This is a genomic window from Paenibacillus naphthalenovorans, assembly GCF_900099895.1.
GTDB lineage: Bacteria > Bacillota > Bacilli > Paenibacillales > NBRC-103111 > Paenibacillus_G > Paenibacillus_G naphthalenovorans.
In genome coordinates this window covers 47,664-72,846 of record NZ_FNDY01000005.1, presented here as the reverse complement: position 1 = coordinate 72,846, position 25,183 = coordinate 47,664, and the positions used below count along the sequence as shown (strand labels likewise).

The following is a 25,183-nucleotide window of genomic DNA, read 5'->3' as shown; positions in this document are numbered from 1 at the left end:
GGTACAGGTATGTTGAGAGTCCAAGTATTTATCGGGAGACGAGTTCCGCCAATTCGGGTATAATGAACCTATATGGGTATGGGAGGATGACGGTCATGAATTACGATGATGACATTAAAAGACGCCTGCGCCGGGTGGAAGGACAGGTTCGCGGTGTGTTGAAGATGATAGAAGAAGAGAAAAATTGCAAGGATGTCGTCAGTCAATTGTCGGCGGTGCGCAGTGCGGTGGATAAAGCGATGGCTTATATCGTAGCAGTCAATCTGGAACAATGCATTCTTGAAGAAAAGGAATCCGGCAGAGACACCGGCAAGCTGGTTCAAGAGGCCGTGGAACTGCTGATCAAGAGCAGGTAACGTCTTACGCCGCAGTCCAAACCAAAATTCTGCCGGTCAAACGGAAAAACCTTTGTTTGAATCCCCCATCATACGAATCCATTACGGCAGGCCACCCTGTCTGCAAAGCAAGCTTTACTCGAAGGATGGCCCGCTTTCGTTTTTTATCTCAGCAGCTTAATAAACTCCCGCATGAAGCCGGGCAGGTCGGGCCAAGCGCGGCCTGAAACCAGATTTCGGTGCGTATGTAATCCTTCATCAATATAAGTCGCCCCGCATACCGTCACATCAGGCTTGCAATTTGTAAACGCAGTGTATTCCCGGCCTTTCATTACATCCGGAATGACCGTAAGAATCTGCGCCGCATGGCAGATCGCGCCCACAGGTTTATCCTGCTCAAAAAAGTGGCGGACAATCTTCGGCAGCGCTTCATTCATACGGATATATTCCGGAGCGCGTCCTCCCGGAATGATCAAGCCGTCATATTGCGCGGGATTCACATCTGCAAAAGCCGTATCGGATTGAATGCCGTAAGCGGGTTTTTCCACGAACGTTTCCATATCGTCAATAAAATCGTGGCTTACGGTATGCAGCTTTTTGACAGAAGGGGAAGCGATCGTGACATCAAATCCTTCTTCGAGGCAGCGGTAATACGGATAAAATATTTCGAGAGCTTCTACCGCATCTCCGGAAACAATCAGCACTTTTTTGCTCAAAACATAACCTCCATTCGTTATACACCCAGAAATAGAAGCAAATGTACCTGCTTCAATACCTCTTATCATGCTTGTAAATGTAAAAACCTATGCGCGTTTTTTGTGTATAGCAGCGGTGAACCTGGGGATTATAGGTTTATAACAACTCCGCAGAAAACAAAGGATAAGTGACAATAATGGAAAAAGACTGTGATTTTTCTTCTCTGAAATTGGAGCTCAAAGAAAAAATTCAAACCCTTATAGGCAAAATGCAGCAAACGTTAAATGGATTGGACGAAGAAGAGACCTGCATTTTAAACGAGTTCGGACAAATAGGCGGAGAAATCAACAGGATTGAATCGCTTGCCGCATCCTTTTATTTGAAATGTTATATATCTTCTTATACCGACAAGTACTCCGAAATATCGTATTCCGTCCGGAATCTCTCTCAACGGCGGCATGGTGCCCTTATTGTAATCCAACGGGAGGATGCGCTTGAACGGCTGATTACACCGGGTGTTTCCATTGATGCAAACTTAACCTGCTCTTTATTGGAATCTGTCTTTGTGCCGGGAGGGCCTTTGCATGACGGAGCCGTTCTGGTGCAGGGGAATAAAATTGCCTCCGCGGCAAATGTGCTCCCATTAACGAATCTGGTGACAGACCGGAAGCTTGGCACCAGGCATCGGGCCGCACTGGGGCTGACGGAACGAAGTGATGCGTTTGTCATCGTCGTTTCTGAAGAGACCGGGAAGGCGTCTTTCAGCATTGAAGGAAATATGTATGCTTTTGCCACGGAATCATTGGATTAAGAAATTCGCATAGGTATTATTTTTTATCATAAAAGATTCAGGCGATCGATACTTCGGTGCTTCACTGGAGGCGGTCGCCTGTTTGTTTACATCGCAATCCAAATGTAAAAGAACACCTTTCGGTGTCCTTTGTCCTGACAGTCAATATCCATCCGTACGTTGTCCCAATTCTTCCGCCAGTTCCATGGACGTTCTGGCGGTGTCGGAGCCCATATGAGACGGGTCGGCTTTTGCCTTCGCAAGCCCTTCCGCAACCCGGCTGCCATATTCGGGATCGGCAAGGGTGAAATGCTCGATCATCTTTTGTTGGATCTGAGGATTACACACCTTCAAGGCGTCGACCAGGTTGCTGATTAATTCATCGCGTTCCCATGGCTCGAATTTACGATACGTTTCTCCCGCTTGTTTAAAGTCATTGGCCCGTTCGATTCTTTGCCGGACCAGCTTCGCGTTATAGGCAGGCTGATGTTCTTTGCCCCGTCTGGTTACCTCCTGCAAGCCGCCCAGGGAGGAAGGCTCATAATTGACGTGGGGAGACTGTCCGGGTGCCCGATCGACGAAATACGTCATTTGACCGTCGCGCTGATTGGTGGCTACCCGCTTTTTGGGCGCATTGATAGGAAGCTGCAAATAATTGGTGCCCACCCGATAGCGCTGCGTATCGGAATAGGAGAAGGTGCGTCCTTGAAGCAGCTTGTCATCGGAGAAATCAAGTCCGTCGACCAATACGCCCGTGCCGAAAGCCGCCTGCTCCACTTCGGCAAAATAATTTTCCGGATTTTTATTGAGCATCATTTTACCGACCGGCAGAAAAGGAAATTGTTCACGGTCCCATAGTTTGGTCGGATCCAGAGGATCATAATCGAGCTCGGGATGCTCGTCATCGCTCATCATTTGAACGTACAGCTCCCATTCCGGATAATCGCCGCGCTCGATCGCTTCATAAAGGTCTTGCGTAGCATGACTGTAATTTTTCGCTTGGATGGCCTCGGCTTCCTTTTGGGTCAGATTGCGGATGCCAAGCTTGGGTTCCCAGTGATATTTAATTAAAACCGCTTGCCCTTCCGCATTGACCCATTTGTAGGTGTTGACGCCGGAGCCCTGCATCTCTCTGTAATTCGCAGGTATCCCCCACGGAGAGAAGACGAAAGTAATCATATGGGTCGCCTCCGGCGAATTCGAGACAAAGTCAAACATCCTTTCCGGATTTGAAATTTCGCTGACGGGGTCAGGACGGAAGGCATGTATCATATCCGGAAACTTCAACGGATCGCGGATGAAAAATATTTTCAGGTTATTGCCGACCAAATCCCAGTTTCCATCCTCCGTATAGAACTTTACGGCAAAACCGCGCGGGTCGCGGAGCGTTTCGGGCGAATGCCTTCCATGTATGACCGTGGAGAACCTGACGAATACGGGCGTCCGCTTCCCGGCTTCCTGAAAAAGCTTCGCGCGGGTGTATTTGGCGATCGGCTCATCTCCTACCTTGCCGTAGGCTTCAAAATAGCCATGGGCGCCTGCTCCGCGCGCATGAACGACTCTTTCCGGAACCTTTTCGCGGTCAAAATGGGATATTTTTTCAAGCAGGTGGTAGTTCTCCAGAGTTACGGGACCACGGCTGCCTACGGTTCGTACGTTTTGATTATCGGCTATGGGATGGCCTTGGCGGTTTGTTAAAGTCATCTCATTCTCATTCGTACCCAACCTTTGATCGGCAGGCCCGCCCGTGCCCTCTATATTTGTTCCGCTGGTCATATTTCCATCCATCAAATCCAACCTCCATTGTGATCGTTGTACAGAACCATGTTTTGCCTTTGAAGCTGTTTTTATGCATTTAAGTTTTTCGTTCCGAACCGATATAATGAGAATAGTCACACATCCTTTACAGACGGAGACAGGGGAAATATGAAAAAAACCAGATATCAAAATTATGACGGCGTACAAAATACACATACATTTTCTGATATGGTCCGATGGTACAAAGAGAGAAAAGCCAAAATAAAAGATTTATCCACACTCATTCCTCAGGCGGAACATAAGGACATAAAGAGAATACAAGAAAACCGGACTTCATTTTCTATTACCTGGATAGGGCACTCCACCTTTTTGATTCAAATGCAGGGACTGAATATTTTAACGGATCCGGTATGGGCCAAGCGGATGGGCTTTGGCAGCAGATTGACAGAGCCGGGCATTCCGATCGGACAGCTTCCGGAAATCGACATCGTTTTAATATCCCACGGCCACTACGACCATCTGGATTTTGGCTCGATCAGGAAGCTCAAAGGATCGCCTGCATTTTATGTTCCGATAGGATTGAAACGGGCCTTTACCCGCAGAGGGTACCGTAACGTCATTGAAGCGAATTGGTGGGACCGGTTTACGCATAACGGGGTAAGCCTCTCTTTTGTACCTGCACAGCATTGGACAAGAAGAACGCTGTCCGACATCAATACGTCTCATTGGGGAGGATGGATTGTAGAGCATCCGAAGACGAACCAATCGGTTTACTTCGTAGGGGATACCGGCTACTTCAGAGGGTTTAAGGATATAGCCGACCGTTATGAGCTGGATATTGTCTTAATGCCTATCGGAGCCTACGAACCGGAGTGGTTTATGTCTATTTCCCATATCAATCCGGAGGATGCGGTCAAAGCCTTCCTGGAACTGAAGGGCAAGACGTGTATTCCGATGCATTACGGGGCGTACCGGCTTGCGGACGATACAGGACCGGAAGCTTTGGAACGGCTGTTTAAAGAATGGGACCGGCTGCGGTTAAATAAGGATAGGTTAAAAGTGATGGCATTGGGCGAGTCATATTGGATCACTTAGCATCATGCAGATAACCCCGCTTCTTTGGAGGCGGGGTTACGCTTTAAAAATTAATTACTTGACACAAATTTATTATTAATATATATTAGCTTACATAAAGTAACTATATAAATTATACGTAAGGAGGGAGGTTGAGTTATGGTTCCGGCTTTATTTTTAGCGCACGGGTCGCCGATGCTCGCCATAGAAGATACGGTCTACAGCGGCTTTCTGAATACCTTGTCCCGGCAGGTGCAGCCCAAGGCGATCGTGATTTTTACCGCGCATTGGGAAAGCGAGGTTCTCACCATTTCGTCCCTGGACGGCACATACGACACCATTTACGATTTCGGCGGATTTCCCGATGCGCTGTATCAGATTAAATACCCGGCCAAAGGTTCTACAACCATCGCCTCAAAGGTCGAAGAGCGGTTCCAACAACAGGGAATCCCGGTGAAAAAGGATACGTCAAGAGGGCTGGATCACGGTTCATGGACTTTATTATATCGCATGTATCCAAAAGCCGATATTCCGGTGGTGCAAATTTCCGTTCATCCCTATCTGTCGCCGGACAAACAATTCCGGATTGGCGAATGCCTCCGGGAGCTGGGAGAAGAAGACATTCTGGTGATCGGCAGCGGGGTAACCGTTCATAATTTAAGGATGATTCATTGGGGTCAATCGGCTCCTGAGCCCTGGGCTATTGCGTTTGATGACTGGCTGATAGATAAGGTTGAAAAAAGAGACCTGGAGTCGCTTTTCAACTATGAAAAGCTTGCTCCGTATGCCCGTCAGGCTGTGCCCAGACCGGAGCATTTCGTTCCGTTTTTTATTGCGATGGGCAGTGGAAATCCGCAAAACACACCGAAGGTCATTCATCGAAGCTATGACCATGGAACATTAAGTTATTTAAGCTATCAATTTTGATGAAACGTCTATTTCTTGGGGGAGTATGAATCAATGAGTACAAAACATGAAGCGGGTTCGCTTATTTTGAGATTGGTACTGGGGATTTCTTTTCTGGTTCACGGATGGATCAAGTTTCAGAGCGGTATCGATAACATCGCCGGATGGTTCCAAAGTATCGGCCTGCCCGGATTTGCCGCTTATGCCGTGGCCGTCATTGAACTGGTTGGCGGTATAGCGCTTATTGTTGGAATCGGGACCCGTATCGTATCGGTATTGTTTGCTCTGATTATGGTAGGGGCCATCCTATTGGTGAAATTGGCGGCAGGCTTTGCCGGGAATGGCCAAATGCCCGGCTATGAATTGGATTTGGCTTTTCTGGCCATGGCGATTTATCTCGCATTGAACGGAAGCCGTTTATACTCGTTGGGAAGCCTGTTCGGCTCAAATCCAAAGAATGCTGCTTAAAAATCGTAATCATACAGATGGAGGTTCTTGCCCATGGGCGGGGCCTTTTCTTTTTTAGTGAGATCGCGGTCTCCCGTCCATCTGTTTGACATTGGCTTCAATAAGGTATATGATTTACCATGAACTAATTAAAAATTAGTAACCTATTTTTAATATGAATATGGGGAGGATATGGCTTTTTGGTGCTCTAGTGCTCTAATGCGGATGTGAAGGGGGGGAATCCTATGACTCTTAAAATCAAAGTCTATTCCGATTACGTATGTCCGTTTTGTTATATAGCGGAGGTTCCGTTGGAAGAGGCCGTCAAAGGCAAGGATGTAGAGATCGAATGGATGCCTTTTGAGCTCCGTCCCTATCCAAACCCTACGCTTCGGCCGGAAGACGAATATTTACCCAGCGTTTGGAACCAGTCTGTGTATCCCATGGCGGCCCAATACAGTTTGCAAATGGTATTACCCAAGGTTTCGCCGCAGCCGTATACCCATTTGGCGTTTGAAGGGTATCAATATGCCAAGGAGCATGGGAAGGGCAATGCCTACACGCATCGGATGTTCAAGGCCTTTTTCCAAGAGGAGCGGGATATCGGTAAAATCGATGTGCTGACCTCATTGGCCGGTGAGCTGGGGCTGAATGAGCAGGAATTCCGCCAGGCTTTAGAAACCCGCAAATATCGGGAAATTCACCGGAAGGCCTTGGAGCATGCGGTTCAAGAGGCGCAAATTACAGCCGTTCCTACGATGGTGATTGGAGAAACGATCCTTCAAGGGGTCCGTTCCAAAGCATCGCTCGAAAAGGTTATTGAAGAAGAGCTTGCGAAGAAGCCGAAGCTGCTGGATTTTGCCGAAGGCATGGCCTGCGGAATCGATGGCTGTTAATCCGCGCCCGATGGCAGGCCGGAATAGCATTCAAACCGGCAGCAAAGAATAGCAATGCATTTTGTCTTAAGACGAAAAAGGAGGCCCTATAGATGAAAGAACAGTTTAAGCCGTTATTCGAATCCTTTACTCTCAGAAGCGGAGTTCAATTGAAAAATCGCGTGGTTCTTGCTCCGATGACCAATTTCTCCTCCAATCCTGACGGTACGGTCACGGACGATGAAATAAAGTATTACATCCGCAGATCCTCGGGAGTTGGTATGGTCATTACGGCATGTACGTATGTAACGGCCAACGGCAAAGGGTTTCCGGGAGAATTCGGTGCGGACACCGACGAGATGATCCCCAGCTTACGCCGCCTGGCCACTGCAATCAAAGAGCAAGGCGCCAAAGCCGTACTGCAAATCTTCCACGGCGGCCGGGCATGTCCGCCGGAATTAGTGCCTAACGGCGATATCGTCAGCGCAAGCGACGTAGCCATGAACCAGGAAGGCGCCAAAGCCCCCAGACCGCTTACGGATTCGGAAGTGGAGTCGATTGTCAAGGCCTTTGGAGAAACCACGAGAAGAGCGATTGAAGCCGGATTTGACGGCGTAGAGATCCATGGAGCGAACGGTTATTTGATTCAGCAATTTTTCTCACCGCATACGAACCGCCGGACCGACCGCTGGGGCGGCAGCGTTGAGCAGCGCTTGAGCTTCCCTCTGGCCGTTGTGAAGGAAGTCAAGAAAGCCGTGGCTTTGCATGCCAAGGAGCCGTTCATTGTAGGCTACCGTTTTTCACCGGAAGAAGAGGAGACGCCTGGTATTACGATGGCGGAAACCTTGGTATTAGTGGATGCTCTGGCGGATCAGGAGCTTGACTATCTCCACGTTTCTCTGATGGATTTCTGGTCAAAGCCAAGACGTGGAGTAGAGGATACAAGATCCCGTATCGAAATCATCAAAGAACGCGCAGGAGATCGGGTGCCTGTGATTGGGGTAGGCTCGATCCATACCGCGGCTGATGCGGCGAAGGCTTTGAGCGTCGTTCCTCTGGTCGCACTCGGACGTGAATTAATCGTAGAACCGGATTGGGTAGAAAAAGTGGAGCAGGGCCGCGAAAGCGAAATCGCGACGACCCTGACAAAGGACGATCAGCAGCGTTTGGTCATTCCCGACCCGCTTTGGCAAGCGATTATAAACACACCGGGATGGTTCCCTGTCGTTGAATCTTCCTCTAAATAAAAATAGACCCGCAAGCTGCCGGCTTGCGGGTCTATTTTTTTACCTGATATGAGGTTCTCTTAAGGAGCAAGCTGCTGTATGCATTCGGGAACATCGTTCTTGGCATTTCCTACCAAAGAAGGAACAGGATAGGCCTTCATTTCCTCTGCAGGAAAAGGTTTGAGAAGAGGCATAAGCGCCTCCGGGTCGTGTATATTCCTGTTTAACCAAACGGCCTCATCCTGCGGGCTTAAAATCACCGGCATCCGGTGATGAATGCCGGCAACCAGCGAATTCGCCGTTGTCGTAATAATGGTACAGCTATTGATCTTCTGCCCGTCGGGCGCAATCCATGTTTCGTACAGGCCGGCCATGCTAAAGAGCTTTCCCGATTTCAGCATGATTCTCATCGGCTGCTTGCCCGCCTCCGTCTTTTTCCACTCAAAAAAGCTGTCTGCAGGAATCAGGCATCTTTTTCTTGCAAACGGAACTTTAAATGCCGGCTTGTCCTTCAAGGTTTCGGTGCGGGCATTGGCGAGCGCCGTTTTATCGTCTTTGGACCAAGAGGGAATGAGCCCCCACTTCAACGGTCCTATCCGGTTATGGACCCCGTCGTTGATGACGGCTAAAACCGTCTGGGAAGGACTGATGTTGAACCGGGGTTGATGCCGGACCGAACCGGATAAGCTGGAGTAAAAATGGACCATCAATTCATCCAACGTAACGGTAAGCGTATATCTGCCGCACATAAAGCCTCCGTCATACCACAGTGGTTTTCTGTCTATTATACTACAGCCCCCTGTTCTTTTTGAAATGGAGTTTAGATTTTCTATAATTCGGAAACCATATGGGCAATAGGAGAGCTATAAGAGGTGGTGTGTATATGAAGGACCCGACATTTGCTATTCGGATTAATGACCAGGAATATACCTGTACCCCGAATCAAACGATTTTGGAGGTAGCCAAAGCGAACGAGGATTACATCCCGCACGTCTGTTATCATCCCAACTTGGGTGCGATTCAATCGTGCGATACGTGTATGGTGGAAGTAGACGGTGAATTAAAACGGGCCTGTGCCACTCCGGCTGTACCCGGGTTAAAGGTCTACAGCAAGTCCAAGCGGGCCAAGGACGCCCAAATGGAGGCCATGCAGCGGATTTTGGAAAATCATGAGCTGTACTGTACCGTTTGTGACAATAACAACGGGAACTGCACCGTACATAATACGGCGGAATATTTGCAGGTCGAGCATCAAAAATACGAATTTTCGCCGAAACCTTACCCTCCGGACAACTCGCACCCTTTTTATCGCTATGAGCCGGATCAATGCATCCTTTGCGGCCGGTGCGTTGAAGCGTGCCAGGATCTGCAAGTGAATGAAACGTTAACGATTGACTGGAGTCTGGAAAAACCGCGGGTCCTGTGGGATAACGGGGTTCCTATCGATCAGTCCTCCTGTGTGTCGTGCGGACACTGCGTAACCGTATGCCCGTGCAATGCGTTAATGGAAAAATCCATGCTGGGTGAAGCGGGGTATTTGACGGGGCTCCCGAATACTCTCCTTTTGCCGATGATTGATTTGACCAAAAATGTGGAACCGGGGTATCAGGAGATCTTTGCCATCTCGGAAGTCGAAGCGGCGATGAGGACATCCCGCATCAAGCGGACCAAGACCGTTTGTACCTATTGCGGGGTCGGGTGCAGCTTTGAAGTGTGGACCAAAGACCGGAAAATTCTCAAAATCGAGCCGCAGGCGGAAGCCCCGGTCAACGGAATTTCGACATGCATCAAAGGCAAGTTCGGCTGGGATTTTGTCAACAGCGAAGAGAGATTAACGAAGCCGTTAATTCGCAAAGGGGATACGTTTGTCGAGGCGACATGGGATGAGGCTCTGACCTTGATTGCCGGCAAAATGAAAGAAATGAAGGAAACGTATGGCCCCGATTCGATCGGCTATATTGCTTCCTCGAAATGCAGCAATGAGGAGAATTTCATCTTTCAAAAGTTTGCCCGGGCTGTGATGGGAACGAACAACGTAGATAACTGCTCGCGTTATTGTCAGTCTCCGGCTACGGCGGGGCTGATGCGTACAGTGGGAATCGGCGGCGATTCCGGAACCATTGTGGATATTGCCAGTGCGGAATTGGTGTTGGTGGTCGGAGCGAACCCGGCGGAATCTCATCCTGTACTGGCTACGCGGGTCAAACGGGCTCATAAGCTCCACGGCCAGAAATTGGTGGTCGTCGATCTTAGAAAGCATGAATTGGGGGAGAGAGCGGACCTTTTTCTTCGCCCCAAACCGGGCAGCGATTTAATTTGGCTGTCTGCTGTGACCAGGTACATTCTGGAGCAAGGATGGGAAGATAAAGAATTCCTCAACCAACGGGTGAACGGTTTCGAGGAATACATAAAATCCCTGGACCTATACACGCTGGATTATGCAGAAGAGCAAACCGGACTAACCAAAGACGAGATCGTTCGAATCGCAACCATGATTCATGAGTCCAAAGCGACGTGTATTTTATGGGCCATGGGGATTACCCAGCATATGGGGGCGACGGATACCAGCACGGCGATATCCAACCTGCTGCTAATTACAGGAAATTATGGGCGCCCAGGTACAGGGGCCTATCCTCTGCGGGGACATAACAATGTTCAGGGGGCTTGTGATTTCGGGACGATGCCGGCATGGTTTCCGGGCTATGAGGCTGTACAAAACGACACCGTCCGGGCCCGGTATGAGCGGGCATGGGGCGTGAAGCTTCCGGAAAAACCGGGTATGAACAACCACCAGATGGTCGAAGGGATTCATGACGGCAAGCTGAAGGCCTTGTATTTGTTCGGGGAAGATATGGCGCTTGTCGATTCCAACTCGAATCACGTGCAGGCCGCATTCGAAAAGCTGGAATTTTTCGTGGTTCAGGATATTTTCTTTTCCAAAACCGCCCAGTTTGCCGATGTGGTGCTTCCCGCGGCGCCAAGTCTTGAAAAGGACGGGACATTCACCAACACGGAAAGAAGGATTCAGCGCTTTTACAAGGTGTTCGAGCCTCTTGGCGATTCCAAGCCCGATTGGGAAATCATTCAAGAGATGGCTAACCGTCTTGGGGCTAATTGGAACTACAAGCATCCGTCCGAGCTGATGGATGAGGCGGCAAGCCTCGCGCCTGTTTTTGCAGGGGTCAGTTATGAACGGCTGGAAGACTGGAAGAGCCTGGTATGGCCCGTCGCGGCCGACGGAACGGATACACCTCTGTTATACACGGAGAAGTTCGCGTTTCCCGACGGAAAGGCCAGATTGTTCCCGGTGGAATGGACACCGCCGTATGAAGCTGGAGAGGAATTCGATTTGCATTTGAACAACGGCCGATTGCTCGAGCATTTCCATGAAGGAAACATGACCTACAAATCCAAAGGGATATCGCATAAGGTGCCTAGCGAATGGGTGGAGGTATCGCCTGAACTGGCTAAAGAACGCGGCATTGATCATGGCGCATTGGTTCGTCTTACCTCGCCCTATGGCAAAGTGGAGGTGCGGGTGGAGGTGACGGACCGGGTGAAAGGCAATGAATTGTATATGACGATGAATTCGGCGGAAGACCTGTCTGCGGTGAATCGTTTGACGAGCAGCTATCACGACCGGATTACGCACACGCCGAATTTCAAAGAAATGGGAGTGAAGATGGAAGTATTGGAACCGAAGGGGAAGCGGCCGCTTCCGCCCGTGAACCATCGTTTTGGGCATCGTGTACCGCAGCTCGGCGTAAAGATAGAGGAAAAGTGGAAGCGTTCCGACTATACGCCGATTCCGGAGATCATTGACGGGGGGGACAGCCGTGGCGAAGGCGATTACCAACATTGAAAAGCACATACCCGATCAGGCGGAGAAAGAGGCACAAGCGGTTCGGCACATCGTACAAGCTGCCGCGGGCTCTCCCGAGCCGCTGGTCAAATTGCTGGATATCCTCCAGGAACTGGACCGGCTGGGCGTGCTGGATGCGATTCAGGGAATATTGAAAAACAGCGAACAAATCGCTTCCATCGGGATCCATCAGTTGAATAAACCCGGTGCTCATCGAATCATAAAGAATGCGATAGGGGCCGTTCAATTTTTGAGCCGATTGGATCCGGACAAGCTTCAAACGATTTTTCACGGCTTGTCCGCCGGCGTAGAATATGCCGCCGACGATTCGCCAACCAAGAAGCAGGGATTATGGGAGATCATCAAAACATTGCGCGAACCCGAAGCCGGCGCATCGCTATCCATGATGACGAAATTTTTGCAGGGGATGGGCAAAGGGCTGAAGGAATCTCAGTAACGGTGATGAACGGGGTGCAGCAGACATGATTACAAAAACGGTAGTCATTCAAGGTATGGATGACCAGGAGGATGTCAATAAAGTCCGACGCGCCCTGCATGAGGTTTGGGGTGTCGACAGCGTGGAGGTCAGCTTAAGTAAAAAAAAGGCTACATTTACCTATGACGAGACGGCTGCCTCCTTTCGTGATTTCGAGCAGGCCGTTCATGAATTGGGGTATGAAATCAAGACGGAGGATGGCGTTGCGGAATAACATTTGCATGATTGACGTACCCGAAATATGGCAGGAGGAAATGACGTATGCCCATCATCTGTGAAGTTTGCGGAAGTATCGAAGATTCCGGGGAGTGGATTGCTCCAAACGATCATCTCCACGTTTGTGCAAATTGTGTGACGGATCGGCAGCCGCCTGACCTATCCGGGCTGCAGGATGAGGAAAAATAGCGCAGTGATAAGGAAAAGGGCTGCTCAAGCGTGAGGCAGTCCTTTTTGCACTTGCATAAACTAATAATGTTAGTTATATTAAAACTAATATCATTAGTTTTTGTGACAAGGAGATGGTTCCATGAGAATCATTCGGGAAAATAGCTTATACCAATTGACGTTTTTGTCCCGCATTTTCCCCGTGAACTGTTATTTGGTGGAGGAAGATGACGGTTTGACGCTGGTGGATGCCGCACTGCCTTACAGCTCAAAGGGAATTATGCAGGCGGCCGCTCAGATCGGCAAGCCGATCACCCGGATCGTATTGACCCATGCGCATGATGATCACGTAGGCGCTCTCGACGCGCTCAAACAAGTGCTTCCCGATGTTCCCGTGCATATTTCCGCAAGGGATGCGCGGCTGCTTGCCGGAGACCGCACGTTGGAGCCCGGCGAGCCGGATACCCCAATTCGCGGCGGCATCTCGGGTAAAGTTCGGACGAGGGAGGACGTTCGTCTTCAGGAAGGAGACCGGATCGGTTCACTGCTTGCTGTAGCGGCGCCGGGGCATACGCCGGGCTCGATGGCTTTTCTCGATACGCGCACGCATGCGCTCATCGCCGGCGATGCCTTGCAGACCAGGGGCGGTATTGCGGCAGCCGGACAGCTTCGGCCATGGTTCCCTTTTCCTGCCTGGGCTACATGGAATAAGCAGGCGGCGCTAGAGAGCGTACTCAAGCTGAGGGACTACCGTCCTTCGCTGCTTGCGGTGGGTCACGGACGCATGCTGAGGGAGCCCGAAGCCGCTATGGATCGCGTTATTGCTGAAGCAGGCGGAATCTGAAGCATCATCAATCGTTCTAGTAAAGGAGCAAATGGTATGTCCCCAAGAATCGGCCTCGACTTGCCAACCATTATACAAGCCGCTGCAGAAATGGCCGATACGCAAGGCGTCGATGAAGTGACTCTGGCCTCGCTTGCCGGCAAATTAAAGATTCGCCCCCCGTCGCTCTACAATCATGTGAACGGGCTTCACGACTTGCGCAAAAAGCTCGCGATCCATGGCCTCGAGCAGCTCCGCATCGTATTGACGCGCGCTGCGGTAGGACGCGCAGGAGATGAGGCGGTGCGAGCGCTCGGTGAAGCTTATGTAGCTTTTGCCAAAACCCATCCCGGATTGTATGAAGCGACCCTTCGCGCGCCCGAGCCGCAGGACCCTGACGTCCAAAAGGCGGGAGCGGAAATCGTGGATCTGGTCGTACGCGTGCTGAGGGCTTACGATCTGGAGGGGGAAGCGGCGCTTCACGCTGTACGAGGCTTGCGCAGTATTCTCCACGGCTTCGCCTCGCTTGAGCAGCGTGGAGGCTTCGGACTCCCGCTCGACCTCCATGTGAGCCTTCGTTTTTTGCTCGATACCTTTTTGGCCGGAATCCATAAAATGAAACCGGGCGGGAAAACATTCGGATGAGTTTTCGTTTCCTTTGTAGCGGGCTAGGTGCAGAAATTGTATAATATGGATGTATCTGCAGGGTAAAATAGGAAGGGTGAGTTTAATGAATCCGCAAACGGCTAGATTGTTAAACCTTATACAGTTGATATCCGAGATCGGAATTGCTGCCGGTTATTTGATCGGTATGATTCCTTTGGCATACGCCTGGTCGGGTACTTGGGTCGTTCCGCTGGCGGTCGTTAACTTGATCATTGCGTTATTGACCTCTAATGGAACCCTCGTGATGACCATCATTAATGTCGTGCTTTCACTGGTCAGCTGGATTCCGATTGTCGGCTTCGTGACCCGGATCGGCGGGAGCATCGTATCCGTCATAAACATCATGAACCTCCGCCAGCGTGTCTAAAGGCTCCGGCCTTCAGACGCTGTCGGGTGGCCGATTACGTTTTTGCGGCCAAGCTTTCTGTGGACCGAATGGTTCTTGCCCGAAAGGCTTCTACAAGAAGCTTTTCTTTTTTTTTGCGCCTTTTTTTGCGGCGTATGGGGATAAGGCGGGCAAATCCGCCACCGGCAGAACACCGGAAACGGATAATACTTAATATTTTGGTTACGTTATAAACATCATCCAGTATGTTAGGAGTCAGACGATGATCAGTAACCGCGAACTGAAAGGCCAGATGGATCAATTAGCCGAACAAAACCAGTATTTGACGGAAGAACTGGAGCAAATCAAGGCATTATTGAAACAGCAGGCGAAAAAAAATCAAGGACAACAAGCTTCTAACCAAGATTCACAGGATAGCGGCGGAAGCTCCGCCAGTTCCGGGGGTTCCAATGGCAATAGCATCTCCGATCTGGCCAACGATTTCAGCAAGCTCAAAGATTTAACGAGCCAATTGGAGAACAAGATGAACAATTATATTGCCCAGCAATCCTCCACTAAGCCGATGAGCGACGAAGATGCCGTCAATCTCATCTTAACGATGATGAACGGGATGATCGACTGGTCGATGGACCTCCTTTCGAGGTCGTCCAATTCATCGAATTCACAGCAATAGAACCGCTCACGGCTGACCGTCCCCGTCAAGGGGACGTTTTTTTTATGCGGCTCCGCTGCCTGACGACTGCGCTGCCAAGCCGATTTTCAATCCAGCATCCGCCGAGTGCATGGATTCAGCCGCTTCACTCAATATTCCATGGTGATGACCGGAACGCCCAAGGTGACTCTCTGTTTGCCCGTGTCGGAATGTTCATGGACGGCTGCCTGAAGGTTCATTTGCCGTTCTCCCGTAAGCAGTCGGGCCTTAAGATCGCGAGAAAAATAAGAGACGCTGACCGTCCCGTTGTCCGTATAGCGTTCTACTTCTGCCGCATTCAACAGCTGCGGCAGCCGCTGCAGAAATTCGCCTGCAGCCGCATGTTTTCCCCGCAGCTCCCCTTGAACCATCACATTCCACTGGACCGGCATGTTCAAGGAAGCCATTTTTTGCTCAAGCTCTTGCTGCAGCTCCAAAATGTGCGCCAACCCTGTTTCGCTATCCGTTTCCAGGCTGAGGACAAGGTACGCTGACCGGTCCTGCAGGGTGCCCGTATAAAGCAAGGAAAGCACTACGTCATGCAGTGTCTTCGTCGTTTTGTATGCCAGATGATCGGCCTCATGCGCAAGCTGATGATTGACAGGCAGACCGAATACCGTGCTTAATTCCGCGGCTGTCTCGGCAAAATCCTCTTTATTTATGAACGTGGAATAAGGGCTGAATTGTTTGATAAGCACCTTTTTATTACCTTCCATGACCCGGTCGGATAACGATAGCAGCCGCTGAGCGTCAGATTTCGCATTGGCGCTGACATCGAATCCCTTCCAAATCAATAGTGCAGCTATGATCATCCCTATAAAAAACCATCTGGATTTCATGATACCGGACCTCCCGTGAATACTTGACATACTCTAAGGATGACCCAATCTGGCAATCTTTAAACATCGATTGATAGATTACGAGAATCGTCCTTCCTCTTGCCGTTTAACGTGACGTACCCATGATGTTCCTTACCTCTTCCATAGTCGGCATACCGTCTAGTATTTTCGGTTGTTTCACGGCTATTCCTCCTTATTTGAGATCCACAGTCTGCTCCACAGATCAGGGACATCCGCCATCCCCTTTTTTGTCATGATTGCGGCAAATAATCTAGGACCCGAAGTGCTGTATCCCGAGCCACTGCTTCACGAGCAGAGCATGATCGCTGGTGTGATCGATATACGGTGCGTTAGCGGAAGAGAACAGCATGAAATCTTGCCCCCAATGACCGGCACAGCCGACATGAATCCAATGATGCATAAAAGACGCGAAATCATAACCTAGCCGCCAGCCGTGCATGATCCCGTCCATGGACAAATAAATGACCTCTCCGCTCGTTTGATCAATGCCAAAATAGCTTCCGTTTCCGTGGCTGCAAAACAGCAGGGAGTCGGCCCAATGGGTTCTGCAGCCGTTCTCGTCAAGGTAGTCCAGATCCTCCCTGAGCTGCTCCAAAGCCGTCAGTTGATCCAGATCCCACAGCCCGCAGTCCAAATAACCGCCGCTGTAGATGGACCTTTCCTTGAATTCAGGCACGTTTTCGTTGTCGCTTTGATAAGTCCGGGCATTTTTTCGCAGGACAAGACGCTCCGACTCGTCTAAAAACCAATGAAACCTCACCTGTTTCGAGAAACCGCTAAGCACGCTGCGCATCGATTCCGGAAGCCTCCTGCCGAGCTTGGACTCGACGTCAGCGCGAAACTGCTCTTCCGGCATGCGATAGTCTTTAGCGGTTGAAGGGTTTCCGTCCCGTATACTCATCAGTATATGAAACAGGTATCTCATACTCATGGCTTCACTCCTCCAAATTAATAGTATTGAAAAAAAGGAGGGATTTCCAGTTTCATTCCAAACTTTTCTTTATAGCAGCAACTTTTAAATGAGCTTTCTCGTCATAGGATTTATGCGGATAATACGATGCTTAGGAGGATCGCAATGGAAGGGTTACGATCAGAGAGAATAAAGGGGGTCCGTCGGCTGCTGCTCCTGCTGCTTGCGCTTTGCATGACCTTTCAAATCATGGCAGGAACGGTTGGCGCAGCGCCGGCTGCTTCCGGAGTCGAACTGCAAATTCAGACGGGCATCGACGGAAAAATGAAGGAAGGCCGATGGTTTCCTGTCAAATTCACGCTGACCAGTCCACATGAGGATATAAGCGGTGATTTGGTCGTACAAGTGGCAAGTCAGACGGGAGGCAAGGATATCACCTACGTGAAGCACGTCGAGCTGCCCAGGCAGAGCACGAAAACCGTATGGATGGCGCTGCCGGGCATGACCCTGAACAGCCGCAATAATGTCGTGAAGCTCTATCAGGGTCCGGTAGAAGGCGGGACATTAGTGCCGATCTCAAAAGGCAGCAATTATATTGAAACGGTAAGCGTGCGTTCTACCCAGGTAGGGGTGCTGGCACGCGATCCCGATACGCTGAATTTTTTGTCTCTATTGAATACGCAGGGCTATGACGTGAGTGTATCCCGCTTGAATGTGGCGGACTTTCCCGCGGAAACCATGATGCTCGACGGTCTGGATGCGATTGCGATTAATGATATAGCTACCGACCAGCTCAGTCCGGAGCAGGTACAGGCGATTAACGGCTGGGTGGCCAGAGGGGGAAGCTTGATTCTGGCCGGCGGCGCGGGATATGCCAAGACGGCCAAAGCATTCGAAAGCCTGTCTCCAGTCACTTACCAAGGCACGATCTCTTTAAGCAAGCTGGGCTCTCTGGAGAACTTGGCGGCCAAAGAGCTGACCCTGACGGAGCCGTTTACGGTGTCCTCCGCTGCGGTGAAGTCCGGGAATGTGCTTGCGCAGGAAGGACAGGTTCCGCTGCTTGTGAGCAAAGAGGTGGAAAAAGGCCGGGTCTGGTACGCAGGATACGATTTATCCTTGCAGCCGCTGGCATCATGGACGGGCAATCCGAAGCTGTGGGAGCAGGTGCTTCAACCCCACCTGGTTACCTCCGCGGCTAAGAACGGATTCCAGACCAATATCATGAACCGGTACTGGGACCTGCAGTATATTCTCGATTTTTTCCCGTCGATGAGGATGCCATCCTTCTTTTTATTGCTGACGCTGTTTCTGGTGTACGTCCTGATAGCGGCGCCATTGTTATATTTATTGCTGAAACGATTGGATAAACGCGAATGGGCCTGGGTCATCATTCCCGTCCTTTCCATCATCTCCAGTATCGGTATATTTAGCGTAGGCGCCTCGGACAAAAGCTCCGTAATGACTCACACGCTGAATACGCTGGAGCTCAGCGGGAATGGCCAAGGCACGCGAAGTGCGGCAACGGCGGTATTCGTTCCAAGCGGCGGAACCTATGAGCTTCAGCTGCCGAAATCGGCTAAAGTGGTATCGTTCAGTGAAAACCGCGGATCGATGAATCAGAATGGCGAACTGGCCGGGGCAACCGATCAATATTTGTACATGGATGAAGCTGCACGTCTTGTGTGGACGGATGTGCCTTACTGGTCCGTCCGCAAAGCTCAGGTGGAGCATGCGGAAAGCGAGCCTCTTGGCCAATTTGATGTGGCGGCGAGCATTGACCAAAACGGAATCAAAGGCGAAGTGACGAACCAAACCAAGTCGGACTTAACGAACGTCAGCTTGATCTATAACCGCCAGCTGTTTGCCGTCGGCGATTTGAAGGCGGGAGAGAAAAAAACGATCGGCGGCAGCATCAATACGATACCGCAAGGCTATATCGATTTCGGCCAGTTGATGTTTCCATATAACCATACCGGAGGGCCGGATGTATTCAACCGGGAGCGGCAAATGGTCAATGCCTACATGAACAGGCTGTGGAACACCGGTGCAGGCGGTGAAACTATGATCATCGGTTGGAGCAAGGATAACGAATCGTTGTATCAGGTCAACGGCCGGAAGGCGCAATCCGACCAACTGAACATGTGGGTGCAGGAAGTGAAGCTTCAAGTGGTGCAGGGAGACAAGATCTCCATCCCTTACGGATATTTGAGTCCGTCCATTGTACAGAACAATCTGCAGCAGATGCATCGCGAGCCGGACGGCAACATGTTTGCCGGCAGCGGCGATTTCACGTTCGAATATAACCTCCCGGTCATTCCGGGGGCACAGTACGATACGCTTCGCATTCAGAGCGCCGGAGGCTTGCCGCCTTATTTATCGCTGCAAATATGGAACGAGGCCAGGAAGGATTGGGATCCGCTTGATTTGCGTTCGGTGTTCGTGCTGCAGGACGGCCGGCAGAACGATATGCTGATCGGAGGCCGGACGATTAGGCTGAAGGCTACGGTGACGCAGGATCTGAGCTTCCGTTATCCGCAAGTGTCTTTGGAAGGAACGGTGAAACGATGACCACGCCTATGATCGAAATTGAGAACTTAACCAAAACCTACGGCAGCTTCACAGCGCTGAAATCGATGAGCATGTCGATTGCCAAAGGAACGGTTTTTGGGTTTGTCGGACCAAACGGCGCGGGCAAATCGACGACGATGTCGATCCTCGCGACGCTGCTTGCACCGACCTCCGGGACGGCGAAGGTTGGGGGTTACGAGGTTACGCGGCACCCGCAGGAAGTACGCAAGCTGATTGGTTATATGCCGGATTTCTTCGGCGTGTACGATCATTTCAAGACGACCGAGTATTTGCATTTTTACGGTGCGAGCTACGGGATTCCCCGGGCGGAGCGGGAAAAAATGATTCCGCAGCTGCTCGAGCTTGTCAATCTGACGGACAAAGCCGACTTTTACGTCGACTCGTTATCCAGAGGAATGAAACAGAGGCTGTGTCTGGCGCGGTGTCTTGTCCATGATCCCGAGCTGCTGATCCTCGACGAACCGGCATCGGGGCTGGATCCCCGGGCCCGTATTGAGATGCGGGAAATTTTAAAAGAGCTGAAATCGATGGGCAAAACGATCATGATCTCCTCGCACATTTTGCCGGAGCTTGCGGAGATGGTTGACGAGATTGGCGTCATCGAGCATGGCGAACTGATCGCCAAGGGCAAGGTACAGGACATCCAGAACCGGATGCGAACCAATCGGACGCTGCATATCCGGCTCATGGAGGGAGAAAAGGACGCCGCGGAATTTTTGCGCGACCAGCCGCATGTCTCGATGGTGCTGGAGGATGAACAAGGCGTGCACGCGCATTTCGGCGGTCAGGATGAAGAACAGGCGGAACTCCTCGGCGCTTTGATAGCCAAAGGGTTTCGGATCGTATCCTTTAGCGAGGCGCAGACGAATCTGGAGGATGTATTCCTGGAAATCACCAAAGGAGGGGACTCGGCATGATGGATCGCATGTCTTGGCGCAGCAAGCTGATCAACCCCGTGCTGGATAAGGAGTTTCGCTTGCGGATGAGAACGTTCCGTTCGCCGCTGGCGCTCATGTTCTACCTGCTTACGATCGGGCTTATAGCGCTGGGCTTCATTTATTTGAACATAGGCGGGTTTCGTGGTGGTCCGGTCGGCTTCAACCCGAATCAGAGCCGTGAAATGTTCTATGTATTGAGCGTGGCGCAGCTCGTCCTCATCGCTTTCATGACACCGGGCTTGACGGCGGGCGTGGTCAGCGGAGAAAGGGAAAAGCAAACGCTGAGCATTCTGCTCACCACGCAGCAAAGCTCGGCTACGATCATTTTAAGCAAGCTGGTCTCCTCGTTAAGTTTTATGCTGCTTGTCATTCTGGCGACGCTGCCGGTGTACAGCATCGTCTTCTTGTTTGGAGGCATCTCGCCGAAGCAGCTTGTACTTGTCTTTTTGTTTTACGTGTTTACCATGTTCGTACTCGGGGCGTTCGGTGTGATGTTCTCGACACTGGTCAAACGGACGATGGTATCGGTTATCGTGACGTATGGCTTCACGATGTTCATTTTCGGGGCAACGGGGCTGCTATTCCTGTTTCTTCAAGGCTTGATGAGGCAGATTTATCAAAGCAGCACTGCCACTTACTCCTGGATCGGCTACGTGCTTGGGTTAAATCCGGTGGCGGCGCTGTTGAGCCTGTTTGAGCCGGATATTTCAAGAGAGGCGTTTCGTACGTGGAATAACAACAGCTCCGTGATGAATCAAGCCCCTCCGATTGAGCTGTGGCAGGAGTTTGTGGCGGTTTATGCCGTGCTGGCGGTAGCAGCGGTCTTGATCAGCATCCGGTACATTCGTCCGGTGCTCAAGAAACGAAGAAAATAAGGAGGCGGCAGGATGGACGGAAGGCGTTTGTTGGAGCTGCTGAAGCCTGTACGGCTTCGTTTGCAGTGGCTGCGTACGATCGAGACGGGCTTGCTCGGGGCGGTGGTCGGCGCCGCGGCGGGCCTGCTGCTGACGGCAGCCGCCTGGATGCTGCCTGTAGCCTATTACCGGGTGACCGCGGCCGCTCTTGTACCGGCAGGGATGATGGCAGGCGCCCTTTACGTGCTCCTGCTGCGCAGAGTGACGCCGGAGACCGCCGCCGGGACGGTGGATGCCTCGGGCGGGGACGATACGGTCCGAACCGCGCTGGAATATTTGCGTGAAGATACGCCCATCGCACGGATGCAGCGCGAAGGCGCGATTCGTTACGCAGAGGCGTATGCGGCGCAAATGCCCAAATGGGAACTCAGTCCACTGCTTCGGAAAAGGCTGTGGATCGCGGCGGCCAGCGTGGCTGTGATGGTTATTGCGGTTGCCCTGCCCAGTCCGATGGACCATGTTGTAGCTCAAAGACAGGAGGAAGCCCAATGGATAGACGAACAGCAGCAAAAGGTTGAAGAGCTGAAGGCGGATATCCCGGAGGAGCTGACTCCGGAAGGCAAAAAAACGCTGGAGGACAGCCTGAACCGGCTGGAGGAAGGCTTGGAGCAAAGCAAGACCGCGACGGAAGCGCTGGATGAGATGGAGAAGGCGATGAAGGAATTGGACGGAGAAGCGAAGGAGCTCGAAAAGAAGCAGGTGAAGGCTGAACAATGGGCAGAGCGTTTGAAGCAGGAGCCCATGCTGAAGGATGTTGGCGAGAGCCTGCGGCAGATGGATGAGAATGCTCTTCAAAAAGGTATGGAGCAGCTGCGGAGCCAGATGCTGAAGCTCACGCCCGAACAGAAGCAAGCGCTCGCGGAGCTGCTCGAGAAGCTGGCGGCTTCGGCGTCCAATCCGGATGCGGAGAAGGAAAAGCAGCTGCGGGAGACGATGGAGCGTGCGGCTGCCGAGCTGAAGGCTAATGCGAAAGCGTCCGCTGAAGGCGCTGCTGTGGACCCGAAGCAGCTGGAAGAGCAGCTGAAGCAGCTTGAGCAGCAGCTCTCCGAGGCGCTGAAGCAGCTGCAGCAAAATGCCGCGCAGCATGCGGCTTCGGCGCAGCAGGCAGCCGGCATCGCGCAGCTCGGCCTGCCGATGGCCGGGCAGCTTGCGGGCCAAGGCGCAGCATTGCCATCGGCATGGCTGCCGGGCGGCCTCGCGAATGCGCTGGCCGCTGCCAGCGGCGCCGCCAGCCCGGGCGGGACGCAGCCGGGGGCCGGGACGCAGCCGGGAGCTGGCGCGGGCGCGGGAGCAGGTGCGGGAGCAGGTGCGGGCACCGGAGCCGGTACAGGAGCCGGTACAGGAGCAGGTGCAGGAGCCGGAACGGGCGGGCTGAAGGGCGGTTTCGGCAGCGGGCACCGCAATCTGGTGGCAACGCCGCGCGTTTTTGAGGGCTCGGGCAACATACAGTCCGACCAAGGCCCGATAACGGGTGGCGGAGGCGAGCTGCAGAAAGGCGGTACATCCCCGATGATCGACGGAACGTCCAGACCGTACGAGGAAGTGTTTTCCGAATACGAAAGGGAAGCCAAGAGCGCATTGGATCGTCACCCGCTGCCTCAGAACATGCAAAATCTGGTGCGGGATTATTTTACGGAGATTCAGCCGAACCCTTGACGGATGTCAAATCGGCACGAGGAGGAACCGTTCATGATAGAAACAAGAGAGCAAGTCGAAGCGTGGGGGGCGACGATCACTGCGGTCAAGGAACAGATCGGCCGGGTGATCGTCGGGCAGCAGGATGTAGTGGAGCAGCTGTTGTGGTGTATTTTTGCAGGGGGACACGCATTGCTTGAAGGGATACCGGGACTCGGCAAAACGATGCTGGTGCGAACGATTGCCGATACGCTCGATATGAGCTTCTCGCGCATCCAGTTTACCCCCGACCTGATGCCGGCCGACATCACAGGAACAAACGTAATCCAGTTCGGTTTGAAAGGTGAAACGTCTTACCAATTTCAGCCGGGTCCGATTTTCGGCAATCTCGTCCTGGCCGATGAGATCAACAGGGCGACGCCGAAGACGCAAAGCGCGCTGCTGGAAGCGATGCAGGAGAAGACGGTGACAGTCGGGGCGGAGACGCATCGGCTGCCAAATCCGTTTTTCGTGCTTGCAACGCAGAACCCGCTGGAGAACGAGGGGACGTATCCTCTGCCGGAGGCGCAGCTCGACCGGTTTTTGTTAAAAATCAACGTATCATACCCCAGCCGGGACGAGCTGAAGGAGATTGTCCGGCGGACAACGGCTTCGCATGAAGCGACGGCGGAGAAAACGGCGGATGCCGCGGCCTTGTCGGCCATACAGCAGGGGGTCAAAGAAATCCTGCTGGCTGAAGAGGTGCTGGATTACGCTGTACAACTGACGATGATGACGCATCCCGGAGAGCAGGGGGTGCCGGACTCGGTGAAAAAATATGTACGGTTCGGCTCGGGCCCGCGCGGTCTGCAGTCGATCATTTCCGCAGCCAAGGTGAGGGCGCTGACGGCCGGAAGGCTGCACGTATCGGTGAACGACATCCAGAAGGTGGCTCTGCCGGCGCTCCGCCATCGGATCTTCCTGAACTTTGAAGGTCAGGCGATGGGTGTGGGAACCGATGCGGTGATTGAGGATAGCTTAGCCGCAGTGGAGAAGCGGAAATGAGCGCGTCGGATTTAGGGCTGGATCCGAAGCTGTTGCTGCGGCTGGAGCAGATGTCGCTTGTGGCCAAGCGGCGCACCCGCGGTACGATGCAGGGCAAACGGCGGTCGAAGCAGCTGGGCGCTTCGCTGGAGTTCGCCGACTATCGCATGTACGCGCCGGGCGATGACATCCGCCGTTTCGATTGGGGTGCATACGCCCGTACGGGAAAGCCGTTCATCAAGCAGTTCATGGATGAACAGGAGCTTCAGGTGAACTTGTATATCGATGTCACTCGTTCGATGGGCTTCCCGCTGGAAGAAGCTGCGGGAAACAAGCTGATGTACGCCCGGCAGCTTGCTGCTTGTATCGGTTATATGGCGTTGTCCGGCTATGACCGGGTTAGCGCCCGCCTGTTTAGCGACCGGATTGTGCGAGAGCTCCCGATGCTGAGAGGCAAGGGCTCCGTACATCGGCTGTTCCGTTTTTTGTCGGAGGCGGAAGCGGAATCGGGAGGGGATATAGCCGATGCCGTGATGAAGCCCGGAGCCATACCCAGGCAGCCGGGGATGACATGGATTTTTTCCGATTTTTTATATGAATCCGGTATTGAAGAGGCGTTAAACTATTTGCTGGCCGCCCGGCAAGAGGTCGTCGTGGTGCAGGTGCTGTCGGAAGAAGAAATGCGGCCGGCGCTGACAGGCGATCTTAGGCTGATTGACAGTGAATCCGGAACCGGCAAAGAGGTGGCCGTCACCGCCAGGGTCATCGAAGCTTATCAGGCTGCAATCCGGCAGTATACGCATGGCTTGAAGCAGTTTTGTCATGAGAGAGGCATGACGTACGTGCTTGCGACGACAGATGTTCCGGTAGCGGATGCCGTTTTGCGTTCGCTGCGGGAACACGGCCTGCTGCTGTAAAGGTTCGGAGCATCGGGAAAGA

At 52.2% G+C, this 25,183-nt stretch carries 26 protein-coding genes; 21 read left to right on the top strand and 5 right to left on the bottom strand.

Annotated elements, in window-relative coordinates; all coding sequences use genetic code 11:
• Positions 1–95 precede the first annotated feature (95 nt).
• Positions 96–356, top strand: a complete 261-nt coding sequence (locus tag BLT35_RS06990; RefSeq protein ID WP_054817380.1) for a metal-sensitive transcriptional regulator — start codon at positions 96–98, stop codon at positions 354–356.
• A 143-nt stretch (positions 357–499) separates the two neighbouring features.
• Here the strand turns inward: BLT35_RS06990 and BLT35_RS06985 are convergent, their stop codons facing one another.
• Positions 500–1,051 (bottom strand): DJ-1/PfpI family protein, encoded by a 552-nt coding sequence (locus BLT35_RS06985; RefSeq protein WP_062410644.1) that lies wholly within the window; start codon positions 1,049–1,051, stop codon positions 500–502.
• Positions 1,052–1,227: 176 nt separating this feature from the next.
• Between BLT35_RS06985 and cdaS the strand changes: the two genes are divergently transcribed.
• Positions 1,228–1,842, top strand: a complete 615-nt coding sequence (gene cdaS / locus BLT35_RS06980) for a sporulation-specific diadenylate cyclase CdaS (protein ID WP_074727380.1) — start codon at positions 1,228–1,230, stop codon at positions 1,840–1,842.
• A gap of 141 nt (positions 1,843–1,983) precedes the next feature.
• Here cdaS and BLT35_RS06975 read toward each other — a convergent pair whose 3' ends face one another.
• Entirely contained in the window at positions 1,984–3,597 is a 1,614-nt protein-coding gene (locus BLT35_RS06975) for a catalase (protein WP_254777525.1), read from the bottom strand.
• 150 nt (positions 3,598–3,747) lie between these two features.
• On the opposite strand from BLT35_RS06975, the gene BLT35_RS06970 reads away from it, so the two are divergent.
• The 5 genes from BLT35_RS06970 (at position 3,748) to BLT35_RS06950 (ending at position 8,128) form a co-directional block, all read left to right on the top strand.
• Complete coding sequence (locus BLT35_RS06970; protein ID WP_074727378.1) at positions 3,748–4,674, top strand: MBL fold metallo-hydrolase; 927 nt, start codon at positions 3,748–3,750, stop codon at positions 4,672–4,674.
• A 138-nt stretch (positions 4,675–4,812) separates the two neighbouring features.
• Positions 4,813–5,580 carry a DODA-type extradiol aromatic ring-opening family dioxygenase gene (locus tag BLT35_RS06965; RefSeq protein ID WP_074727377.1) on the top strand — a complete coding sequence of 256 codons (768 nt, stop codon included), beginning with the start codon at positions 4,813–4,815 and terminating at the stop codon, positions 5,578–5,580.
• 33 nt (positions 5,581–5,613) lie between these two features.
• Complete coding sequence (locus BLT35_RS06960) at positions 5,614–6,027, top strand: DoxX family protein (RefSeq protein ID WP_054817382.1); 414 nt, start codon at positions 5,614–5,616, stop codon at positions 6,025–6,027.
• Between the two features lie 224 nt (positions 6,028–6,251).
• On the top strand, positions 6,252–6,902 hold the full coding sequence (locus tag BLT35_RS06955; RefSeq protein WP_074727376.1) for a DsbA family oxidoreductase: 651 nt from the start codon (positions 6,252–6,254) through the stop codon (positions 6,900–6,902).
• Between the two features lie 92 nt (positions 6,903–6,994).
• Positions 6,995–8,128, top strand: a complete 1,134-nt coding sequence (locus BLT35_RS06950) for an NADH-dependent flavin oxidoreductase (RefSeq protein ID WP_074727375.1) — start codon at positions 6,995–6,997, stop codon at positions 8,126–8,128.
• A gap of 59 nt (positions 8,129–8,187) precedes the next feature.
• On the opposite strand, the gene BLT35_RS06945 is transcribed toward BLT35_RS06950, so the two are convergent.
• Complete coding sequence (locus tag BLT35_RS06945; protein WP_074727374.1) at positions 8,188–8,856, bottom strand: SOS response-associated peptidase; 669 nt, start codon at positions 8,854–8,856, stop codon at positions 8,188–8,190.
• Positions 8,857–8,990: 134 nt separating this feature from the next.
• Here BLT35_RS06945 and fdhF point away from each other — a divergent pair, with 134 nt between their 5' ends.
• From fdhF to BLT35_RS06910, 8 genes are all read left to right on the top strand, one after another.
• Entirely contained in the window at positions 8,991–11,969 is a 2,979-nt protein-coding gene (gene fdhF, locus BLT35_RS06940; protein WP_074727373.1) for a formate dehydrogenase subunit alpha, read from the top strand.
• The gene (locus BLT35_RS06935) at positions 11,944–12,426 is read left to right on the top strand and encodes a helical membrane plugin domain-containing protein (RefSeq protein ID WP_074727372.1); all 483 of its coding nucleotides are present in this window, start codon (positions 11,944–11,946) and stop codon (positions 12,424–12,426) included. The genes fdhF and BLT35_RS06935 overlap by 26 nt, the downstream gene beginning before the upstream one ends.
• A gap of 25 nt (positions 12,427–12,451) precedes the next feature.
• Positions 12,452–12,679: a heavy-metal-associated domain-containing protein gene (locus tag BLT35_RS06930; RefSeq protein ID WP_054817386.1), complete on the top strand. Its 228-nt coding sequence runs from the start codon at positions 12,452–12,454 to the stop codon at positions 12,677–12,679.
• Positions 12,680–12,726: 47 nt separating this feature from the next.
• A complete protein-coding gene (locus BLT35_RS26800) occupies positions 12,727–12,870 on the top strand; it encodes a hypothetical protein (protein ID WP_160327408.1) in 144 nt (47 codons plus the stop codon).
• A 121-nt stretch (positions 12,871–12,991) separates the two neighbouring features.
• Positions 12,992–13,693 carry an MBL fold metallo-hydrolase gene (locus BLT35_RS06925; protein ID WP_062410654.1) on the top strand — a complete coding sequence of 234 codons (702 nt, stop codon included), beginning with the start codon at positions 12,992–12,994 and terminating at the stop codon, positions 13,691–13,693.
• 36 nt (positions 13,694–13,729) lie between these two features.
• Positions 13,730–14,317, top strand: coding sequence for a TetR-like C-terminal domain-containing protein (locus tag BLT35_RS06920; protein ID WP_074727371.1), 588 nt, complete (start codon positions 13,730–13,732; stop codon positions 14,315–14,317).
• An 85-nt stretch (positions 14,318–14,402) separates the two neighbouring features.
• Positions 14,403–14,705 carry a hypothetical protein gene (locus BLT35_RS06915; RefSeq protein ID WP_054817387.1) on the top strand — a complete coding sequence of 101 codons (303 nt, stop codon included), beginning with the start codon at positions 14,403–14,405 and terminating at the stop codon, positions 14,703–14,705.
• A 241-nt stretch (positions 14,706–14,946) separates the two neighbouring features.
• Positions 14,947–15,357, top strand: coding sequence for a hypothetical protein (locus tag BLT35_RS06910; protein WP_054817388.1), 411 nt, complete (start codon positions 14,947–14,949; stop codon positions 15,355–15,357).
• 128 nt (positions 15,358–15,485) lie between these two features.
• On the opposite strand, the gene BLT35_RS06905 is transcribed toward BLT35_RS06910, so the two are convergent.
• Both BLT35_RS06905 and BLT35_RS06900 read right to left on the bottom strand, forming a co-directional pair.
• Positions 15,486–16,214 (bottom strand): YwmB family TATA-box binding protein, encoded by a 729-nt coding sequence (locus BLT35_RS06905; RefSeq protein ID WP_062410656.1) that lies wholly within the window; start codon positions 16,212–16,214, stop codon positions 15,486–15,488.
• 271 nt (positions 16,215–16,485) lie between these two features.
• Entirely contained in the window at positions 16,486–17,166 is a 681-nt protein-coding gene (locus tag BLT35_RS06900) for an SMI1/KNR4 family protein (RefSeq protein WP_074727370.1), read from the bottom strand.
• 144 nt (positions 17,167–17,310) lie between these two features.
• On the opposite strand from BLT35_RS06900, the gene BLT35_RS06895 reads away from it, so the two are divergent.
• From BLT35_RS06895 to BLT35_RS06870, 6 genes are read left to right on the top strand one after another with little or no spacing between them, the layout of a single operon-like run.
• On the top strand, positions 17,311–19,713 hold the full coding sequence (locus BLT35_RS06895; protein ID WP_074727369.1) for a DUF8725 domain-containing protein: 2,403 nt from the start codon (positions 17,311–17,313) through the stop codon (positions 19,711–19,713).
• A gap of 8 nt (positions 19,714–19,721) precedes the next feature.
• Complete coding sequence (locus BLT35_RS06890) at positions 19,722–20,651, top strand: ABC transporter ATP-binding protein (protein WP_074727462.1); 930 nt, start codon at positions 19,722–19,724, stop codon at positions 20,649–20,651.
• Positions 20,648–21,547: an ABC transporter permease gene (locus BLT35_RS06885; protein WP_418007066.1), complete on the top strand. Its 900-nt coding sequence runs from the start codon at positions 20,648–20,650 to the stop codon at positions 21,545–21,547. The genes BLT35_RS06890 and BLT35_RS06885 overlap by 4 nt, the downstream gene beginning before the upstream one ends.
• Positions 21,548–21,559: 12 nt before the next feature.
• Positions 21,560–23,242 carry a DUF8809 domain-containing protein gene (locus tag BLT35_RS26185; RefSeq protein WP_083351218.1) on the top strand — a complete coding sequence of 561 codons (1,683 nt, stop codon included), beginning with the start codon at positions 21,560–21,562 and terminating at the stop codon, positions 23,240–23,242.
• Positions 23,243–23,275: 33 nt separating this feature from the next.
• The gene (locus BLT35_RS06875) at positions 23,276–24,265 is read left to right on the top strand and encodes an AAA family ATPase (RefSeq protein WP_074727368.1); all 990 of its coding nucleotides are present in this window, start codon (positions 23,276–23,278) and stop codon (positions 24,263–24,265) included.
• A complete protein-coding gene (locus BLT35_RS06870; RefSeq protein ID WP_074727367.1) occupies positions 24,262–25,161 on the top strand; it encodes a DUF58 domain-containing protein in 900 nt (299 codons plus the stop codon). The genes BLT35_RS06875 and BLT35_RS06870 overlap by 4 nt, the downstream gene beginning before the upstream one ends.
• Positions 25,162–25,183: the final 22 nt, after the last annotated feature.

What these genes read in the sequence shown, in the direction of transcription:
- BLT35_RS06905 (WP_062410656.1), bottom strand. Translation starts at nt 16,214, where the DNA reads ATGAAATCCAGATGGTTTTTTATAGGGATGATCATAGCTGCACTATTG.
- BLT35_RS06900 (WP_074727370.1), bottom strand. Translation starts at nt 17,166, where the DNA reads ATGAGTATGAGATACCTGTTTCATATACTGATGAGTATACGGGACGGA.
- BLT35_RS06870 (WP_074727367.1), top strand. Translation starts at nt 24,262, where the DNA reads ATGAGCGCGTCGGATTTAGGGCTGGATCCGAAGCTGTTGCTGCGGCTG.
- BLT35_RS06960 (WP_054817382.1), top strand. Translation starts at nt 5,614, where the DNA reads ATGAGTACAAAACATGAAGCGGGTTCGCTTATTTTGAGATTGGTACTG.
- BLT35_RS06930 (WP_054817386.1), top strand. Translation starts at nt 12,452, where the DNA reads ATGATTACAAAAACGGTAGTCATTCAAGGTATGGATGACCAGGAGGAT.
- BLT35_RS06950 (WP_074727375.1), top strand. Translation starts at nt 6,995, where the DNA reads ATGAAAGAACAGTTTAAGCCGTTATTCGAATCCTTTACTCTCAGAAGC.
- BLT35_RS06875 (WP_074727368.1), top strand. Translation starts at nt 23,276, where the DNA reads ATGATAGAAACAAGAGAGCAAGTCGAAGCGTGGGGGGCGACGATCACT.
- fdhF (WP_074727373.1), top strand. Translation starts at nt 8,991, where the DNA reads ATGAAGGACCCGACATTTGCTATTCGGATTAATGACCAGGAATATACC.
- BLT35_RS06965 (WP_074727377.1), top strand. Translation starts at nt 4,813, where the DNA reads ATGGTTCCGGCTTTATTTTTAGCGCACGGGTCGCCGATGCTCGCCATA.
- cdaS (WP_074727380.1), top strand. Translation starts at nt 1,228, where the DNA reads ATGGAAAAAGACTGTGATTTTTCTTCTCTGAAATTGGAGCTCAAAGAA.
- BLT35_RS26800 (WP_160327408.1), top strand. Translation starts at nt 12,727, where the DNA reads ATGCCCATCATCTGTGAAGTTTGCGGAAGTATCGAAGATTCCGGGGAG.
- BLT35_RS06990 (WP_054817380.1), top strand. Translation starts at nt 96, where the DNA reads ATGAATTACGATGATGACATTAAAAGACGCCTGCGCCGGGTGGAAGGA.
- BLT35_RS06955 (WP_074727376.1), top strand. Translation starts at nt 6,252, where the DNA reads ATGACTCTTAAAATCAAAGTCTATTCCGATTACGTATGTCCGTTTTGT.
- BLT35_RS06910 (WP_054817388.1), top strand. Translation starts at nt 14,947, where the DNA reads ATGATCAGTAACCGCGAACTGAAAGGCCAGATGGATCAATTAGCCGAA.
- BLT35_RS06890 (WP_074727462.1), top strand. Translation starts at nt 19,722, where the DNA reads ATGATCGAAATTGAGAACTTAACCAAAACCTACGGCAGCTTCACAGCG.
- BLT35_RS06945 (WP_074727374.1), bottom strand. Translation starts at nt 8,856, where the DNA reads ATGTGCGGCAGATATACGCTTACCGTTACGTTGGATGAATTGATGGTC.
- BLT35_RS06975 (WP_254777525.1), bottom strand. Translation starts at nt 3,597, where the DNA reads ATGACCAGCGGAACAAATATAGAGGGCACGGGCGGGCCTGCCGATCAA.
- BLT35_RS06915 (WP_054817387.1), top strand. Translation starts at nt 14,403, where the DNA reads ATGAATCCGCAAACGGCTAGATTGTTAAACCTTATACAGTTGATATCC.
- BLT35_RS06970 (WP_074727378.1), top strand. Translation starts at nt 3,748, where the DNA reads ATGAAAAAAACCAGATATCAAAATTATGACGGCGTACAAAATACACAT.
- BLT35_RS06920 (WP_074727371.1), top strand. Translation starts at nt 13,730, where the DNA reads ATGTCCCCAAGAATCGGCCTCGACTTGCCAACCATTATACAAGCCGCT.
- BLT35_RS06925 (WP_062410654.1), top strand. Translation starts at nt 12,992, where the DNA reads ATGAGAATCATTCGGGAAAATAGCTTATACCAATTGACGTTTTTGTCC.
- BLT35_RS06895 (WP_074727369.1), top strand. Translation starts at nt 17,311, where the DNA reads ATGGAAGGGTTACGATCAGAGAGAATAAAGGGGGTCCGTCGGCTGCTG.
- BLT35_RS26185 (WP_083351218.1), top strand. Translation starts at nt 21,560, where the DNA reads ATGGACGGAAGGCGTTTGTTGGAGCTGCTGAAGCCTGTACGGCTTCGT.
- BLT35_RS06885 (WP_418007066.1), top strand. Translation starts at nt 20,648, where the DNA reads ATGATGGATCGCATGTCTTGGCGCAGCAAGCTGATCAACCCCGTGCTG.